Annotated in this window: 17 protein-coding genes and 1 tRNA gene; 11 read left to right on the plus strand and 7 right to left on the minus strand. The window is 66.3% G+C overall.

Annotated elements, in window-relative coordinates; all coding sequences use genetic code 11:
• The first annotated feature begins 168 nt into the window (after positions 1-168).
• Together ACM6JT_RS31140 and ACM6JT_RS31145 are read left to right on the plus strand one after the other, a co-directional pair.
• Positions 169-816 (plus strand): RNA pyrophosphohydrolase, encoded by a 648-nt coding sequence (locus ACM6JT_RS31140; protein ID WP_034182660.1) that lies wholly within the window; start codon positions 169-171, stop codon positions 814-816.
• A 63-nt stretch (positions 817-879) separates the two neighbouring features.
• Positions 880-1,437, plus strand: coding sequence for a CNP1-like family protein (locus ACM6JT_RS31145; RefSeq protein WP_034182659.1), 558 nt, complete (start codon positions 880-882; stop codon positions 1,435-1,437).
• Between the two features lie 96 nt (positions 1,438-1,533).
• On the opposite strand, the gene proB is transcribed toward ACM6JT_RS31145, so the two are convergent.
• The 4 genes from proB to rplU all read right to left on the minus strand — a co-directional run bounded on the left by proB (position 1,534) and on the right by rplU (position 4,641).
• Entirely contained in the window at positions 1,534-2,652 is a 1,119-nt protein-coding gene (gene proB / locus ACM6JT_RS31150; RefSeq protein WP_034182658.1) for a glutamate 5-kinase, read from the minus strand.
• A 90-nt stretch (positions 2,653-2,742) separates the two neighbouring features.
• A complete protein-coding gene (gene obgE / locus ACM6JT_RS31155; RefSeq protein ID WP_034182657.1) occupies positions 2,743-3,855 on the minus strand; it encodes a GTPase ObgE in 1,113 nt (370 codons plus the stop codon).
• A gap of 186 nt (positions 3,856-4,041) precedes the next feature.
• Entirely contained in the window at positions 4,042-4,305 is a 264-nt protein-coding gene (gene rpmA, locus ACM6JT_RS31160) for a 50S ribosomal protein L27 (protein ID WP_006476999.1), read from the minus strand.
• 24 nt (positions 4,306-4,329) lie between these two features.
• Positions 4,330-4,641 carry a 50S ribosomal protein L21 gene (gene rplU, locus ACM6JT_RS31165; protein WP_006025184.1) on the minus strand — a complete coding sequence of 104 codons (312 nt, stop codon included), beginning with the start codon at positions 4,639-4,641 and terminating at the stop codon, positions 4,330-4,332.
• Positions 4,642-4,851: 210 nt separating this feature from the next.
• Between rplU and ACM6JT_RS31170 the strand changes: the two genes are divergently transcribed.
• The 9 genes from ACM6JT_RS31170 (at position 4,852) to ACM6JT_RS31210 (ending at position 12,776) form a co-directional block, all read left to right on the plus strand.
• Complete coding sequence (locus ACM6JT_RS31170; RefSeq protein WP_034182656.1) at positions 4,852-5,847, plus strand: polyprenyl synthetase family protein; 996 nt, start codon at positions 4,852-4,854, stop codon at positions 5,845-5,847.
• A 181-nt stretch (positions 5,848-6,028) separates the two neighbouring features.
• Positions 6,029-6,105, plus strand: a tRNA-Pro gene (locus tag ACM6JT_RS31175).
• Between the two features lie 142 nt (positions 6,106-6,247).
• Complete coding sequence (locus ACM6JT_RS31180) at positions 6,248-7,540, plus strand: HlyC/CorC family transporter (RefSeq protein ID WP_414857867.1); 1,293 nt, start codon at positions 6,248-6,250, stop codon at positions 7,538-7,540.
• An 83-nt stretch (positions 7,541-7,623) separates the two neighbouring features.
• Positions 7,624-8,901, plus strand: coding sequence for a GspE/PulE family protein (locus tag ACM6JT_RS31185; RefSeq protein ID WP_414857868.1), 1,278 nt, complete (start codon positions 7,624-7,626; stop codon positions 8,899-8,901).
• A gap of 2 nt (positions 8,902-8,903) precedes the next feature.
• Positions 8,904-10,115: a type II secretion system F family protein gene (locus tag ACM6JT_RS31190; protein ID WP_414857869.1), complete on the plus strand. Its 1,212-nt coding sequence runs from the start codon at positions 8,904-8,906 to the stop codon at positions 10,113-10,115.
• Between the two features lie 45 nt (positions 10,116-10,160).
• Complete coding sequence (locus ACM6JT_RS31195; protein ID WP_414857870.1) at positions 10,161-11,072, plus strand: prepilin peptidase; 912 nt, start codon at positions 10,161-10,163, stop codon at positions 11,070-11,072.
• A gap of 1 nt (position 11,073) precedes the next feature.
• Entirely contained in the window at positions 11,074-11,682 is a 609-nt protein-coding gene (coaE, locus tag ACM6JT_RS31200; RefSeq protein WP_034182651.1) for a dephospho-CoA kinase, read from the plus strand.
• Positions 11,683-11,791: 109 nt separating this feature from the next.
• Positions 11,792-12,547 (plus strand): cell division protein ZapD, encoded by a 756-nt coding sequence (zapD, locus tag ACM6JT_RS31205; RefSeq protein WP_034182650.1) that lies wholly within the window; start codon positions 11,792-11,794, stop codon positions 12,545-12,547.
• Positions 12,548-12,575: 28 nt separating this feature from the next.
• Positions 12,576-12,776, plus strand: a complete 201-nt coding sequence (locus ACM6JT_RS31210) for a DNA gyrase inhibitor YacG (RefSeq protein WP_034182649.1) — start codon at positions 12,576-12,578, stop codon at positions 12,774-12,776.
• A 60-nt stretch (positions 12,777-12,836) separates the two neighbouring features.
• Here the strand turns inward: ACM6JT_RS31210 and ACM6JT_RS31215 are convergent, their stop codons facing one another.
• The 3 genes from ACM6JT_RS31215 to argJ are packed head-to-tail and all read right to left on the minus strand — an operon-like array spanning position 12,837 to position 15,422.
• Entirely contained in the window at positions 12,837-13,295 is a 459-nt protein-coding gene (locus ACM6JT_RS31215) for an NUDIX domain-containing protein (RefSeq protein ID WP_034182648.1), read from the minus strand.
• The gene (locus ACM6JT_RS31220) at positions 13,292-14,161 is read right to left on the minus strand and encodes an ATP-binding protein (RefSeq protein ID WP_034182647.1); all 870 of its coding nucleotides are present in this window, start codon (positions 14,159-14,161) and stop codon (positions 13,292-13,294) included. Before ACM6JT_RS31220 ends, ACM6JT_RS31215 begins: the two co-directional genes overlap by 4 nt.
• Positions 14,162-14,180: 19 nt before the next feature.
• Positions 14,181-15,422 (minus strand): bifunctional glutamate N-acetyltransferase/amino-acid acetyltransferase ArgJ, encoded by a 1,242-nt coding sequence (gene argJ / locus ACM6JT_RS31225; protein ID WP_105389881.1) that lies wholly within the window; start codon positions 15,420-15,422, stop codon positions 14,181-14,183.
• Between the last annotated feature and the right edge of the window lie 33 nt (positions 15,423-15,455).

The raw sequence follows: 15,455 nt of genomic DNA on the forward strand, positions 1-15,455 counted from the left end.
CAAGGTGAAAAAGCTGCGCGCGACGAACGACGATGGCGCAGATGACGTAGCAGACTAATCAGGGACAATTCAGCCGGTGTGCCCCGCGCGGATTCGCTCCGTCACGGTGCGCAGCGCCCGTTATCTGTTTATAATCAAAGCAATTTTAAAGGATTCGAAGGTGGTTGTATGCTGGATCGTGAAGGCTTTCGCCCGAACGTCGGCATCATCCTCTTGAACGCGCGCAACGAGGTGTTTTGGGGCAAGCGGCTCCGCGAGCACTCCTGGCAGTTTCCTCAAGGTGGGATCAAGTACGGCGAGACCCCCATGCAGGCGATGTACCGGGAACTGCACGAGGAAACGGGCCTGCATCCGGAACACGTCAAGATAATCGGCCGCACTCGCGACTGGTTGCGTTACGAGGTGCCTGACAAGTTCATCAAACGCGAAGTACGCGGTCATTACCGCGGCCAGAAGCAGATCTGGTTCCTGCTGCGGATGGTTGGACGCGATTGCGACATTTGCTTGCGCGCGACCGATCACCCGGAGTTCGATGCGTGGCGCTGGAACGAGTACTGGGTGCCGCTCGATGCGGTGATCGAGTTCAAGCGGGATGTCTATCAGTTGGCGCTGACGGAACTGTCGCGCTTCCTGCGCCGCCCGGCGCAGCGAGCCGAAAAGCCGCGCGGGCCGCGTCTGTCGCGCTATCCGCGCGTCATCGGCGCACAGGCCCAGCAGACGTTGACGATTGTCGACACATCGGTAGTCTGTTCGGAGATCGAAGTGGAAGCGGGCACGCTCGACGAGATGCCGCCCCACGTGATCGTCGGCAAATGACGAGTCGGACTGCATGACCGGGCGCGACCTTGTGTCGCGCCCTTTTTTTACGAGGAATGCATATTGAAAGCGATTGCTCTCGCGCTCGCATCGATTGCCGCAGCGGCCATGCTGGCCGGTTGCGCGAATTCGAAGACGCCGACCAACAAGGATGACAGCGAGTTCGTGTATCTGCTGGACCGCCAGGGCACCTGGAAGGAAAACGCGGTCGACACACTGCCGCCGCTGCCGCAGACGGGCGACCTGCTGCCGTTCAACGTATCGCAGAACACGCCGCTCAAGTTCTTCGTCGATGCGAAGTCGCTCGCGGTCGGCACCGATGGCGTCGTGCGCTACGCCGTCGTCATCACGAGCCCGGCCGGCGCGCGCAATGTGAACTACGAAGGCATCCGCTGCGACACCTACGAATGGCGGCAGTACGCCGGCCTGAATGCGGAACACGACGGCTGGGACCGCACGGTCGAGAACGACTGGCGGCGCATCGAGAACGGCGAACTGAATGCGTACCACTCGTCGCTCTATCAGGACTATTTCTGCGCGAACAAGATGCCGCAAGGCTCGACCAAGCAGATCCTGGAGAACATCCGGTTTCACCGCACCGCAATGAGCCAGTTGCGCTGACGGTACGCGGCACGAGCCGCCTGCTCCGTCCCGCACCATGCAAAAAGCCCGCATCACGCGGGCTTTTTATTTGGCTACCGGATCCGGAGCGGACAGTCACACCAGCACGAGGTTGTCGCGATGGATCAGTTCAGGCTCCAGCATGTAGCCGAGCACGGTCTCGATCTCGCCGCTCGGCTTGCGCTGAATCAGCTTCGTCTCGGCGCTGCTGTAGTTCGTGAGCCCACGCGCCACTTCGCGCCCGTCGGGACCGACGCACGCGATCACCTCGCCGCGCGCGAACGCGCCCTGCACGCCGGTCACGCCGATCGGCAGCAGGCTCTTGCCGCCGGCCGTCAGTTTCTCGACCGCGCCGGCATCGATCACGACATGGCCGCGCACCTGCAGGTGATCGGCCATCCATTGCTTGCGCGCCGCCATCCGCGCGGTACGTGCGATCAGTTGCGTGCCGATCGCCTCGCCGGCCGCCAGACGCACGAGCACGTCCGACTCCCGGCCGCTCGCGATCACGGTGTTCGCGCCGCTGTGCGCCGCACGCTTCGCCGCGAGAATCTTCGTCAGCATCCCGCCGCGGCCGAGGCTCGAGCCCGCACCGCCCGCCATCGCCTCGAGTTCCGGCGCGCCCGCATTGGCCTCGGCGACGAGCGTCGCGTTCGGATCCTTGCGTGGATCGGCCGTGAACAGCCCCGACTGGTCGGTCAGGATGATCAGCGCATCGCCTTCGATCAGGTTCGCGACGAGCGCACCGAGCGTGTCGTTGTCGCCGAACTTGATTTCGTCGGTAACGACCGTGTCGTTCTCGTTGATGATCGGCACGACGCCGAGCCGCAGCAGCGTGAGCAGCGTCGAACGCGCATTCAGGTAACGCTCGCGGTCCGCCAGGTCGGCGTGCGTGAGCAGGATCTGCGCGGTGCGGATGTCGTGTTCGGTGAAACGGCTCTCATAGACCTGCGCGAGCCCCATCTGGCCGACAGCGGCGGCGGCCTGCAGCTCGTCGATTTCGCGCGGCCGCTTGCTCCAGCCGAGCCGCTGCATCCCTTCGGCAATCGCGCCCGAACTGACGAGCACGACTTCCTTGCCCTGAGCGCGCAGCGCGGCGATCTGGGCGGCCCAGCGGCCGATTGCAGCATGATCGAGCCCTTTGCCGTCGTTGGTCACGAGGCTGGAGCCCACCTTCACCACCAATCGCTTCGAATCCGCGATGATCGAACGCATCCTGCACTGTCTCCTGTATCTGATGCCAGCCCGGCCGGGCGCGATTGAACGCCGACGCCGGGCGGCACGCCCGGCGCGTTCCGGAACCGCTCAGGCGTCGTCGCCCGGCACTGCACCGCCGTTCGCAGGCGGCGCATCGCGGAAACGCACGTCCGCCGCGAGATCTTCCGCCTCCGCCGCGCGATGCGCGTCCGAATGCTCGGACAGGTAATCGTAGATCGCGTAGCACAGCGCTTCGCAGCCCTGCCCCGTCAGCGCCGAAATCTCGAACACGGGGCCGTCCCAGCCGAAGCGCTCGAGGAAATCCGCGACGCGCGCCTCGCGCTCGTCTTCCGGCACCATGTCGAGCTTGTTGAGCACGAGCCAGCGCGGCTTCTCGTACAGCGCCTCATCGTACTTGCGCAGCTCGCCGACGATCGCAGTCGCTTCCGCGACCGGATCGACGCTTTCGTCGAACGGGGCGAGATCGACAAGATGCAGCAGCACGCCGGTGCGCTGCAGGTGACGCAGGAACTGATGCCCGAGGCCCGCGCCTTCGGCTGCGCCCTCGATCAGCCCCGGGATGTCGGCGATCACGAAGCTCTTGCTCGGGCCGACGCGCACCACGCCGAGATTCGGCGCGAGCGTCGTGAACGGGTAGTCGGCGATCTTCGGCCTCGCATTCGACACCGACGAAATGAACGTCGACTTGCCCGCGTTCGGCATACCGAGCAGGCCGACATCGGCGAGCACCTTCAACTCGAGCTTCAGCATGCGCCGCTCGCCGGGCTTGCCGTCTGTCTTCTGACGCGGCGCGCGGTTCGTGCTCGACTTGAAATGCAGGTTGCCGAGGCCGCCAGAGCCACCCTGTGCGAGCATCACCTGCTGGTCGTGCTCGGTCAGGTCGGCGATCAGCTCGCCGGTATCCATGTCGCTGATGATCGTGCCGACCGGCATGCGCAGCGTGACGTCGTCGCCGCCCTTGCCGTAGCAATCCGAGCCGCGACCGTTTTCGCCATTGCGCGCCAGGTGCTTCTTCGCGTAACGGTAGTCGATCAGCGTGTTGATGTTGCGGTCGGCGATCGCGTAGACGCTACCGCCCCGGCCGCCGTCGCCGCCGTCCGGCCCGCCGAACGGGACGAATTTCTCGCGGCGCATCGACGCGCTGCCATCGCCTCCGTCGCCGGCGATGACTTCGATTCGTGCTTCGTCAATGAACTTCATTCGTCACTCCGCCCAGTATTTCCGCTATTGTGCCGCGCGCCGGCGCGCTTGAACAATCTGCCGTTCGGCCGATCGTACGCCGGTTGCACGACGGTCGCCGGAACGCACATGCGCCCGGCGGCCAAATAAAAAAGGCCCCGCGAAGACTGCGGGGCCTTTCGGCTCGAAGCCCGTGGGTGCCTGAACTTAGGCAGCCGCCGGGACGACGATGACCAGATGCTTCTTGTCCGCGCCCTTCGTCGCGAACTTCACGTGACCGTCGACCAGCGCGAACAGGGTGTGATCCTTGCCCATGCCGACGTTCTCGCCTGCGTGCATGCGCGTGCCGCGCTGACGCACGATGATGCCGCCGGCATTGATTGCCTGGCCGCCGTACACCTTCACGCCGAGACGTTTCGACTCGGAGTCGCGGCCGTTCCGGGAAGAGCCGCCTGCCTTTTTGTGTGCCATCTGATTGCTCCTTAACCGAGGCGCTTACGCGTTGATCGCGTCGATGCGCAGCTCAGTGTAGTTCTGGCGGTGGCCGCCGTGCTTTTGGTAGTGCTTCCGGCGACGCATCTTGAAGATGGTGACCTTGGCGTGACGACCGTGCGACACAACGGTGGCCTTGACGGAAGCCCCACTGACCAGCGGCGTACCGAACTTAATCGATTCGCCTTCGCCCACTGCGAGAACCTGGTCGAGCGTGATTTCAGCGTCAATGTCAGCCGGTATCTGTTCTACTTTGAGTTTTTCGCCAACGGCAACCTTGTACTGCTTGCCGCCGGTTTTTATGACCGCGTACATTGAGAACCTCACTCTGGATCCAATTTTTCCGCACACCACGCGCGGAAAACACGTGATTATACATGGGGTTAGCACCCAAGTCAAAACCGATCGACGATTGCCGTACGCCGGCCTCGGCCGGACGGCCAAAATCGCGGCTGCGGCACGTCCGACAGACCGGGAGATCTCGGATTCGACTTATAATCCGCGGCATCACCCAATTCCATCATCATGTCGTCGTCCACCGCCTCCCCCACCCTCAGCGCCGCCCACCTGCTCGCTCCGATCACCAGCGACATGGAGCAGGTGAATCGCGTTATCCGGCAAAGCCTCGCGTCCGACGTGCTGCTGATCAACCAGATCGCCGAGTACATCATCGGTGCGGGCGGCAAGCGGCTGCGTCCGGCGTTGCTGCTGCTCGTCGCCGGCGCGCTCGGCGAGACGTCGCACCAGCGGCACGTGCTGGCCGCCGTCGTCGAGTTCATCCATACGGCCACGCTGCTGCATGACGACGTCGTCGACGAATCCGAGCTGCGCCGCGGCCGCCAGACCGCCAACGCGCTGTTCGGCAACGCGGCGAGCGTGCTGGTAGGCGATTACCTCTATTCGCGCTCGTTCGAAATGATGGTCGGCGTCGGCAAGATGCGCGTGATGGAGATCCTGTCCGAAGCGACGACGATCATTTCCGAAGGCGAGGTGCTGCAGCTCCTCAACATGCACGACGCGGACGTCGACGAAACGCGCTACATGCAGGTGATCCGCTACAAGACAGCCAAACTGTTCGAGGCGTCGGCGCGTCTCGGCGCGGTGCTCGCCGGCGCCGATGCGCCGACCGAAGCCGCCGCCGCCGAATACGGCCGCCGGATCGGCACCGCGTTCCAGATCATGGACGACTGGCTCGACTACGCTGGCACCGTCGAGGCGATGGGCAAGAATGCCGGCGACGACCTGCGCGAAGGCAAACCGACGCTGCCGCTCATCTACCTGATCGAACGCGGCACGCCGGAACAGTCGGCGCTTGCACGCGAGGCGATCGAACAGGGCGGCACCGATCGCTTCGACACGATTTTCGAAGCGATCACACGTTCGGGCGCGCTGGATCACACGCTCGAATGCGCACGCCAGGAAGCGCAGGCGGCAGCGGCAGCGATCGCCGCGTTCCCCGATTCGATCTATAAGGAGAGCCTGCTCGCGCTGTGCTCGTACTCGACGTCGCGGCAGTCGTAAACGCATTGCGTGCGTCGTCGCCACTGCTGCAACGACGCACGTTCGACACGGTGCGATTCCCCCGTCTCGAAAAATTTCTTCGCCAAGGTATTCCATTTTCGAAGAAACGTCGTTATAGTTATGTTCTTGCTCGACGACGCAGCGGTCTTGAAGAAGACTGCGAAATCGGAAGAGTCCAAATCGGGGTGTAGCTTAGCCTGGTAGAGCGCTACGTTCGGGACGTAGAGGCCGGAGGTTCGAATCCTCTCACCCCGACCAGATTTGTAAAAAACCGTGCACTGCGTGCACGGTTTTTTTTTGCCCGGCCGCTGCGGGCCCATCGTGTCGCGCACGACACATCGCGGTCGCCGGCCTCTGCTATATTCCCTCCATTCCTGTCCTTCACTGCCCTTTCCGACGCGTGGACCAAATTCCCTTATGGGCGCAAATCAGCGCCGTCTTCCTGCTTCTCCTCTGTTCCAGCTTCTTCTCCATTTCCGAGACCGCGATGATGGCGCTCAATCGCCATCGGCTGAAGCATCTCGCCGGCCAGGGCGCACTCGGCGCGAAGACCACCCAGGGGCTTCTCACGCGTACTGACCTGCTGCTCAGCGTGATCCTGATCGGCAACAACCTGTTCAACACGATCATCCCGGTCCTGACGACGTCGCTCGCGCTCCATACGTTCGGCCGCAACAATCTCGCGCTGTCGATCGCGACCGGCATCGTCGCGTTCCTGATCATCGTGTTCGCGGAAATCGCGCCGAAGATCGTCGGCGCGACCTTCCCCGAACGCATCGCCCTGCCCGCGAGCCTCGTGATCGCGCCGCTGATGCGCGTGTTCAAGCCGGTCGTCTGGTTCGTCAACGCGCTCGCGAACGGCGTGCTGTGGGTGCTGCGCATCAACACGAAGAAGGGCCGCGACCAGCGGATGTCCGCCGACGAACTGCGGGCCATCGTGCTCGAGTCGAGCAGCTTCATGCCGACCAAGCACCGCAGCATCCTGCTCAACCTGTTCGACCTCGAGAACATCACGGTCGACGACGTGATGGTGCCGCGCCGCCAGATCGAATCGCTCAACTTCTATGCGCCGCTCGACGACGTCCTGCACCAGCTCGAAACCTGCTATCACAACCGGCTCGTCGTCTACGAAGGCGACATCGACAAGGTGCTCGGCGTGCTGCACGTGCGCAAGACGCTGACCGCGCTGCACAACCAGGAGTTCGACCGCGAAACGCTGCGCTCGCTGCTCGCCGAGCCGTACTACGTGCCGTCGGGCACGCCGGTGGTTCAGCAGCTCCAGTATTTCCAGGAGACCCGGCAGCGTACCGCGCTCGTCGTCAACGAATACGGCGAGCTCGAAGGGCTCGTCACGCCCGAAGACATCATCGAGGAGCTGATCGGCGAATTCACGACGTCGATGCCGCGCAGCGAACGCGCGGGCGGCTGGGACGAGAACGGCGAATGCATCGTCACGGCCGGCATGCCGCTGCGCGAACTGAACCGCTGGCTGCACCTGAAGCTGCCGACCGACGGGCCGAAGACGCTGAACGGGTTGATTCTCGAAACCCTCGAGGAAATTCCGGAAGACGACGTGTGCCTGAAAATCGGCGACGTGATGCTCGAGGTGATGCGCAGCGACGACCAGGCCGTGCGCACCGTCAAGCTCTTCAAGCCGCGCGGCGCGCGCACCGCACGCACCGCCCTGCGTTAGCCGAACGGCCGACTGCCGGCGCCGCCCGCGACGCGCGACCATCTGCAGGTCACGTTCAACAGGCGGCCGACGCGCCGGCTCACATGCATTTCCCTCCTCCCGGGGCGCCGCTGCGCACGCAGCCGCAGCCCGCCCACTCCGATGCGTCGCCCGCCGCCGCACCATACGCGCTCGACGCGGCCCAACTCGACGACGCACCGGCCGTGCGGCTGCTGACCGACACGCTTCACGCGGCACGCGTGCGCGACGCATCCGACATCCACGTCGAACCGTTCGAAGCCGGCTGGCGCATCCGCCTGCGCATCGACGGCGTGCTGCACGAACATGCGCGGCCGCCGTTACACCTGCGCGACGCGCTCGTCACGCGGATCAAGGTCCTCGCGCGCATGGACATCGCCGAGCGGCGGCTGCCGCAGGACGGCAGGCTGCGCATCGCGATCGACGGCGGCACGCGCGGCGACTATCGCGTCAGTTCGCTGCCCACGCTGTTCGGCGAAAAGCTCGTGCTGCGTCGCCTCGAAACGCTGCCGCCCGATCTGACGCTCGCCCGCCTCGGCTTCGACGCGCAGCAGGCAGCAGCAATGGAAGCCGCGATACGTGCACCGCACGGCCTCGTGCTCGTCACGGGTCCGACCGGCAGCGGCAAGACGCTGTCGCTCTACTGCGCGCTGCAGATGCTCGATCGCGACGCACACAACGTCTGCACGGTCGAGGATCCCGCCGAGATCCAGCTCGACGGGATCAGCCAGGTCGGTGTCGCCGAAAAGGCAGGGCTCACGTTCGCGACGGCGCTGCGCGCGCTGCTGCGACAGGATCCGGACATCATCATGGTCGGCGAGATTCGCGATGCGGAGACGGCCGACGTCGCGATCAAGGCGGCGCAGACCGGCCATCTCGTGCTGTCGACGCTGCACACGAACGACGCGCCGGCCGCCGTCGCGAGGCTGCTCGACATCGGTGTCGCGCCGTACAACCTCGCGGCCGCGCTGCACCTCGTCACCGCGCAGCGCCTCGTCCGGCGCTTGTGCGTCGCGTGCCGCATGCACTCGGACGCACCGGCGCGCGTGCTGCGGGAAGCCGGCTGCGACCCGGCGGCCCTGGCAGCCGGATGGCGGCCGTTCGTCGCGCGCGGCTGTTCCGTGTGTCACGGTATCGGCTATCGCGGCCGCATCGGCCTGCATCAGACGATGCCGGTATCGCCCGCGCTGGCGGAACGCATCGTCACGCGGGCGAGCGTCGGCGAACTCGCACAATGCGCGGTGGCCGAAGGCGTGCGCAATCTGCGCGACGCTGCCTTCGCGCGCGTCCGGGACGGCACGACGAGCATCGCGGAAGCCGTCGCCGCGACACCGGCGGCCTGAGCATGCGCACACCGCCGCGCGAAACCCGCTTCGCGTGGCGCGGCCGCCGCCGTGACGGCACGCCGCGCCGCGGGGCCGTCATTGCCTTCGACGCCGCGGCTGCGCGCGCCGCGCTCGCGCGCGACGGCATCGCGGTGCTGTCGCTCGACGTCCGCGGGCCGGCCCGGCCGCCGACGGCCGGCGCACGCGACATCACGCGCTTCACGCGCCAGCTCGCGAGCCTGCTGCAGGCCGGGCTGCCGCTCGCGCCGTCGCTCGAGATGCTCGCGCGCACGCGCACGCGCACGCGCGACGGCGTGCCGCGCATCGCCGCGGGCCTCGCCCGCGAGATCGTCGGCGGGCAGCGCTTCGCCGATGCGCTCGCCCGCTATCCCGCGCAGTTCGGCACGCTGTATCGCCAGCTGATCGAGGTCGGCGAAGCGTCCGGCTCGCTCGGCATCGTGCTGACACGGGTCGCGGAACACCGCGAGCGTGCCGACGCGCAGTGGCGCAAGCTGCGTGCCGCGCTCGCGTATCCGGCAGCCGTCATCCTGTTCGCGCTCGCGATCTCGGCTGCGTTGATGGTGTGGGTCGTGCCGACGTTCCGGCAGATCTTCGACGGATTCGGCACCGCACTGCCGGCGCCGACCCGTGCACTGCTTGCGCTGTCCTCCGCGCTGTCGGCGTGGGGCGGTGTGCTCGTGGCCGGTGCCGTGGCAACGGGGCTTGCCGCTCATCACGCGCTTCGGCGCTCGGCGCCGCTGCGCCATGCGCTCGCGCGGCGCCTGCTGCACGCCCCGCTCGCAGGCAGCGCGCTCACGCGGTTCGCAGCCGCACGCTGGTGCCGCTCGCTTGCGACGCTGCTCGGTGCCGGCGTGCCGCTCGCAGACGCCTTCGCCACGCTCGAGCGCACGGCCGGCCATCCGGTGTTCGAGCAGGCCACCGCGCACATCGCGGCACGCGTGCTGCGCGGCGCGCGTCTCGCCGATGCGATGCAGTCGGCCGGCTGCTTTCCGGACGACGTCGTGCAGCCGATCGCCGTCGCCGAGGAGACCGGCGCGCTCGACACGATGCTCGCCGACCTCGCCGCGCTGTGCGAACGCCAGCTCGACGCGCGTCTCGATACGCTCGCGGCGCTCGGCGAACCGCTGATCGTGATCGTACTGGGCGCACTCGTCGGCGGCCTCGTGATCGCGATGTATCTGCCCATCCTTCAGCTCGGCAACGTGGTGTAGCATCGCAACCGATTCTGTCGCCTTTTAGTCCAAACCTTGAGCCTCATGACGCCCGCGCCCCTGTCCGCCGTTCCCGATTCGCCCGAGAGCACGCTGTTCGCGCTGGCGATGCTGCCGCCCGCGCTGCAGTATGCGTTCGCGGTCGTCATCGGCCTTTGCATCGGCAGCTTCCTGAACGTGGTCGTGCACCGGCTGCCCGTGATGATGCAGCGCGCATGGCAGGCCGAGATCGCCGAAGCGACCGGCAACGCCGGCACCGCCCCCGATGACGGTTATCCGCCGCGCTACGATCTGTGGCGCCCGCGCAGCGCATGCCCGCATTGCGGCCACGTGCTGCGCGCATGGGAAAACATCCCGCTCGTCAGCTACCTGATATTGCGCGGACGCTGCCGCCGCTGCGGCCACGCGATCGGCATCCGTTATCCGCTCGTCGAACTCGCGTGCGCACTGCTCGCCGCCGGCTCGCTCGCCGCGTTCGGCCCGACCGTAGCCGCGCTTGCCGCCTTCGCGCTGTGCGCCGCACTGCTGGCGATGAGCGCGATCGATATCCGCACCGGCTACCTGCCCGATTCGATGACACTGCCGCTCCTCTGGGCCGGGCTCGTGCTGAACCTCGACGGCACGTTCACGTCGCTGCGCTCGGCCGTGATCGGCGCAATGGCCGGCTACCTGTTCCTGTGGTCGATCTACTGGCTGTTCAAATGGTTGCGCGGCATCGAGGGTATCGGCTTCGGCGACCTGAAGCTGCTCGCCGCGCTCGGCGCGTGGATGGGCTGGGCCGCGCTGCCGCAGGTCGTGCTGTTCGCCGCGGTGACGGGCGCGACCGTCGGGCTCGTCGCGACCTGGCGCGGCCGCATGCGCTTCGAGGAGCCGATTCCGTTCGGCCCGTTCCTCGCGGCGGGCGGCGTCGCGACGCTGTTTTTCGGCACCCCTTTCTACGCGGCGCTCGGAGGCTGACATGTTCGCAGTAGGACTCACCGGCGGCATCGGCAGCGGCAAGACGACCGTCGCGGACCTGTTCGGCGCCCGCGGCGCATCGCTCGTCGATACCGACCTGATCGCCCACCGCATCACCGCGCCGGGCGGCCTCGCGATGCCTGCGATCGAACAGGCATTCGGCCGCGGCTTCGTTGCCGCGGACGGTTCGCTCGATCGCGCGAAGATGCGCGCACTGATTTTCAGCGACGACGACGCGCGCCGGCGCCTCGAAGCGATCACGCATCCGCTGATCCGCGCGGAAACCGATCGCGACGCACGCGAAGCGCAGGGCCCGTACGTGATGTTCGTCGTGCCGCTGCTCGTCGAGTCGGGCAACTGGAAGGCGCGCAGCAATCGCGTGCTCGTCGTCGACTGCCCGGTCGAGACGCAGATCGCGCGCGTGATGCAGCGCAACGGGTTCACGCGCGAGCAGGTCGAGGCGATCATCGCGAGACAGGCGACGCGCGAAGCCCGTCTCGCGGCGGCCGACGACGTGATCGTCAACGACGCGACGACGCCCGACGCGCTCGCCGCGCAGGTCGATGCGCTGCACCAACGCTATCTCGGATTCGCGGCCGCCGCGCACTGACCCTCGTGCGCGATCGTGATGGCGTACGAAATTGGTGCGTTGCTAGGGTAGAGAGTGAGCATTAGAATGTGCTGCATTGTTTCAATTCCTACCCTAGAGGCGAGCGCGCTTGATTCTTTACGAGTATCCGTTCAACGAGCGAATTCGCACGCTGCTGCGCCTCGAAGACCTGTTCGAGCGCTTCGCGTTCTTCTTGGCTCAGGAGGATCCGCGTGAACACCACGTCGCGCTGACGACGCTGTTCGAAATCGCCGAAGTAACCGGCCGCGCGGACCTGAAATCGGATCTGATGAAGGAGCTCGAACGTCAGCGCCAGACGCTCGCCCCCTTTCGCGGTAATCCGGGCATCGAGCAGAACGCGCTCGAAGCCGTGCTCGGCGAAATCGAGCAGACGCTCGCGAATCTCGCGCAGATGCAGGGCAAGACCGGGCAGCACCTCATCGACAACGAGTGGCTCGCCAGCATCCGCAGTCGCGCGGTGATTCCCGGCGGCACCTGCAAGTTCGACCTGCCGTCGTACTACGCGTGGCAGCAATGGCCCGCCGAGCAGCGGCGCCAAGACATCGCGAAGTGGATTATGCCGATGCTGCCGCTGCGCGACGCCGCGTCGATCGTGCTGCGCCTCGCGCGCGAATCGGGCCAGGCGTCGAAGGTCATGGCGATGCAGGGCAGCTACCAGCAGATGCTGTCCGGCCGCACGTACCAGTTGATGCAGGTGCGCGTGCCGCCGGAATTGCGCGTCATTCCCGAAGCGAGCGCGAACAAATACATGCTGTGGGTACGGTTCACCATGCAGGACGGCGATGTGCGGCCGCGCGCGGTGGACATCGACGTACCGTTCCACCTGACTCTGTGCAATCTGTAACGGCCGCGTGCCGGATCGACGCTTTCGTATGACTACCGTTGTGAAATGCCCGTCGTGCGGCGCCGAAGTGCGCTGGATCCCTGAAAATCAGTTCCGCCCGTTCTGTTCGGCTCGCTGCAAGCAGCTCGACCTCGGCGCCTGGGCTGCGGAAAAGTACCGGATCGGCGGTACGTCCGACGAAGGCCCTTCGTCGGAAGAAGACGGCACGGACGACCGCCGCGACAGCTGAGCGGCGCGCGGCACCGCCCGCCGGCGATATGGCCCGCCTTTCAGGCAGGCCGCCGCGGCATCATTGCGACGCAGCTTCCTTCTCGAGCAGTTCGAGCACCGGCAGCGCCGCCGGCAGCAGCGGCGCGACGTCGACCGGCAGTTGCTGCCACACGAACGCCTGCCCTTCCTTGCTGTGCGGCTCGCCGGTCCAGCCCGTCACCTTGCAGAAATAAAGCCGCACGTACGCGTGCGGATAATCGTGTTCGAGCGTGTGCCAGCGATGGCTCGCCGTGACGACGATGCCGAGTTCCTCGTGCAGTTCGCGCGCCAGCGCGTCCTCGACGCTCTCGCCGGCCTCCAGCTTGCCGCCCGGAAACTCCCAGTAGCCTTCATACGGCTTGCCCTGCAGCCGCTGCGCGAGCAGGTAGCGGCAGCGGCCGACCGGGCCATCCGGCTGCACCATCACCCCAACCGCGACTTCCGTCACCTTGCGGCCATCCGGCGCGCGCACGGCGCCCTGTGCGAAATCCGTGCTCATGCCTGCTCCTTGCGACCCGACCAGTCGCGCGCGAATTGCCACGCGACGCGCCCCGACCGCGAACCGCGCTCGAGCGCCCATACGAGCGCGTCGCCGCGCGCGGACTCGATCTCCGCATCCGCGCAGCCGAAATGACGCAGCCAGTGCGCGACGATGCCGAGGTAGTCGTCCTGCTTGAACGGATAGAAGCTGACCCACAGGCCGAAGCGCTCCGACAGCGAGATCTTCTCCTCGACGACTTCGCCGGGGTGAATCTCGCCATCCGGGAGATGCTTGTACGACTCGTTGTCGCTCATGTACTCGGGCAGCAGATGGCGGCGGTTCGACGTCGCGTAGATCAGCACGTTGTCCGACTGCGCGGCGATCGAGCCGTCGAGCGCGACCTTCAGCGCCTTGTAGCCCGATTCGCCTTCCTCGAACGACAGGTCGTCGCAAAACACGATGAACCGCTCGGGACGCTGCGAGATCAGGTCGACGATGTCGCCGAGATCGTGCAGGTCGTCCTTGTCTACTTCGATCAGGCGCAGCCCGTCCTTCGCATACGCGTTCAGGCACGCCTTGATCAGCGACGACTTGCCGGTGCCGCGCGCGCCGGTCAGCAGCACGTTGTTGGCCGGCTTCTGCTGCACGAACTGCCGCGTGTTCTGTTCGATCAGCCCTTTCTGGCGATCGATGTTGTACAGGTCGCCGAGCGTGATCGACGATACGGCCGGCACCGGCTGCAGGTAGCCGCGCCCCTGGCGCTTGCGCCAGCGGAACGCGTGCGCGGCGTTCCAGTCGATGGCCGCCGGCGTGGGCGGCAGCATCCCCTCGAGCCGGCCGAGCAGCGCTTCCGCGCGCGTCAGAAACTGTTCAAGCTTGTCCATGTCGTTCGAACACTCCCGATCAGGAGCGGTAATCCGCGTTGATGCTCACGTAATCGTGCGACAGGTCGCACGTCCACACGGTGGCCTGCGCGTCGCCGCGGCCGAGCAGCACGCGGATCGTGATTTCGCTCTGCTTCATCACGCGCTGGCCGTCCTCTTCCTGGTAGGCCGGATTGCGGCCGCCGGCCTTCGCGACGAGCACGTCGTCGAGATAGAGGTCGATCTTGCCGACGTCGAGATCCGCGACGCCCGCATAGCCGATCGCCGCGAGAATCCGGCCGAGGTTGGGGTCGGATGCGTAGAAGGCCGTCTTCACGAGCGGCGAATGGCCGATTGCGTACGCGATCTGGCGGCATTCGGCGACGCTCTTGCCGCCTTCGACCTGCACCGTCATGAATTTCGTCGCGCCTTCGCCGTCGCGCACGATCAGTTGCGACAGCACCTGCGCGACTTCCGTCACCGCATCGCGCAGCGCTGCATAGGCCGGCGAATCGGTCGACGTGATTGCAGGCAGCGTGCTCTTGCCCGACGCGATCAGGATGAACGAGTCGTTCGTCGACGTGTCGCCGTCGATCGTGATGCAGTTGAACGAGCGGTCGGCGACTTCCTTCACGAGCGTGTCGAGCACCGGCTGCGCGACGTTCGCGTCGAACGCGAGGAAGCCGAGCATCGTCGCCATGTTCGGCTTGATCATGCCGGCGCCCTTGCTGATGCCCGTCAGCGTAACCGTATGGCCATCGATCGCGACCTGGCGCGACGTTGCCTTCGGCAGCGTGTCGGTCGTCATGATCGCCTGCGCGGCGTCAAACCAGTTCGCGGCCTTGCGGTTCGCGAGCGCGGCCGGCAGGCCGGCCTTCAGGCGGTCGATCGGCAGCGGCTCGAGGATCACGCCGGTCGAGAACGGCAGCACCTGCGCCGGCTCGATGCCCGCGAGGCGCGCGAGTTCCGTGCAGGTCTCGCGGGTGTTCACGAGGCCCGGCTCGCCGGTGCCGGCATTCGCATTGCCCGTATTCACGACGAGCGCGCGAATGCCCGCGCCGCCCGCGCGCACCTTCGCCAGATGCTCGCGGCAGACGGTGACCGGCGCGGCGCAGAAACGGTTTTCGGTGAACACGCCCGCGACCGTCGCCCCTTCGTCGACGGAGATGACCAGCACGTCCTTGCGATTCGGCTTGCGGATGTTCGCTTCCGCCCAACCGAGCGTGACGCCGGCGACGGGATGCAGTTGGGCGGGATCGATCGACGGAAAATTGACAGCCATGGGGCACACCTGCCGGATGGAAAATGCCGGCAC

Source organism: Burkholderia sp. IT-111MI5 (assembly GCF_949752865.1).
Classification (GTDB): Bacteria; Pseudomonadota; Gammaproteobacteria; order Burkholderiales; family Burkholderiaceae; genus Burkholderia; species Burkholderia pyrrocinia_C.

What these genes read in the sequence shown, in the direction of transcription:
- ACM6JT_RS31140 (WP_034182660.1), top strand. Translation starts at nt 169, where the DNA reads ATGCTGGATCGTGAAGGCTTTCGCCCGAACGTCGGCATCATCCTCTTG.
- proB (WP_034182658.1), bottom strand. Translation starts at nt 2,652, where the DNA reads ATGCGTTCGATCATCGCGGATTCGAAGCGATTGGTGGTGAAGGTGGGC.
- obgE (WP_034182657.1), bottom strand. Translation starts at nt 3,855, where the DNA reads ATGAAGTTCATTGACGAAGCACGAATCGAAGTCATCGCCGGCGACGGA.
- rpmA (WP_006476999.1), bottom strand. Translation starts at nt 4,305, where the DNA reads ATGGCACACAAAAAGGCAGGCGGCTCTTCCCGGAACGGCCGCGACTCC.
- rplU (WP_006025184.1), bottom strand. Translation starts at nt 4,641, where the DNA reads ATGTACGCGGTCATAAAAACCGGCGGCAAGCAGTACAAGGTTGCCGTT.
- ACM6JT_RS31170 (WP_034182656.1), top strand. Translation starts at nt 4,852, where the DNA reads ATGTCGTCGTCCACCGCCTCCCCCACCCTCAGCGCCGCCCACCTGCTC.
- ACM6JT_RS31185 (WP_414857868.1), top strand. Translation starts at nt 7,624, where the DNA reads ATGCATTTCCCTCCTCCCGGGGCGCCGCTGCGCACGCAGCCGCAGCCC.
- ACM6JT_RS31190 (WP_414857869.1), top strand. Translation starts at nt 8,904, where the DNA reads ATGCGCACACCGCCGCGCGAAACCCGCTTCGCGTGGCGCGGCCGCCGC.
- ACM6JT_RS31195 (WP_414857870.1), top strand. Translation starts at nt 10,161, where the DNA reads ATGACGCCCGCGCCCCTGTCCGCCGTTCCCGATTCGCCCGAGAGCACG.
- coaE (WP_034182651.1), top strand. Translation starts at nt 11,074, where the DNA reads ATGTTCGCAGTAGGACTCACCGGCGGCATCGGCAGCGGCAAGACGACC.
- ACM6JT_RS31210 (WP_034182649.1), top strand. Translation starts at nt 12,576, where the DNA reads ATGACTACCGTTGTGAAATGCCCGTCGTGCGGCGCCGAAGTGCGCTGG.
- ACM6JT_RS31215 (WP_034182648.1), bottom strand. Translation starts at nt 13,295, where the DNA reads ATGAGCACGGATTTCGCACAGGGCGCCGTGCGCGCGCCGGATGGCCGC.
- ACM6JT_RS31220 (WP_034182647.1), bottom strand. Translation starts at nt 14,161, where the DNA reads ATGGACAAGCTTGAACAGTTTCTGACGCGCGCGGAAGCGCTGCTCGGC.
- argJ (WP_105389881.1), bottom strand. Translation starts at nt 15,422, where the DNA reads ATGGCTGTCAATTTTCCGTCGATCGATCCCGCCCAACTGCATCCCGTC.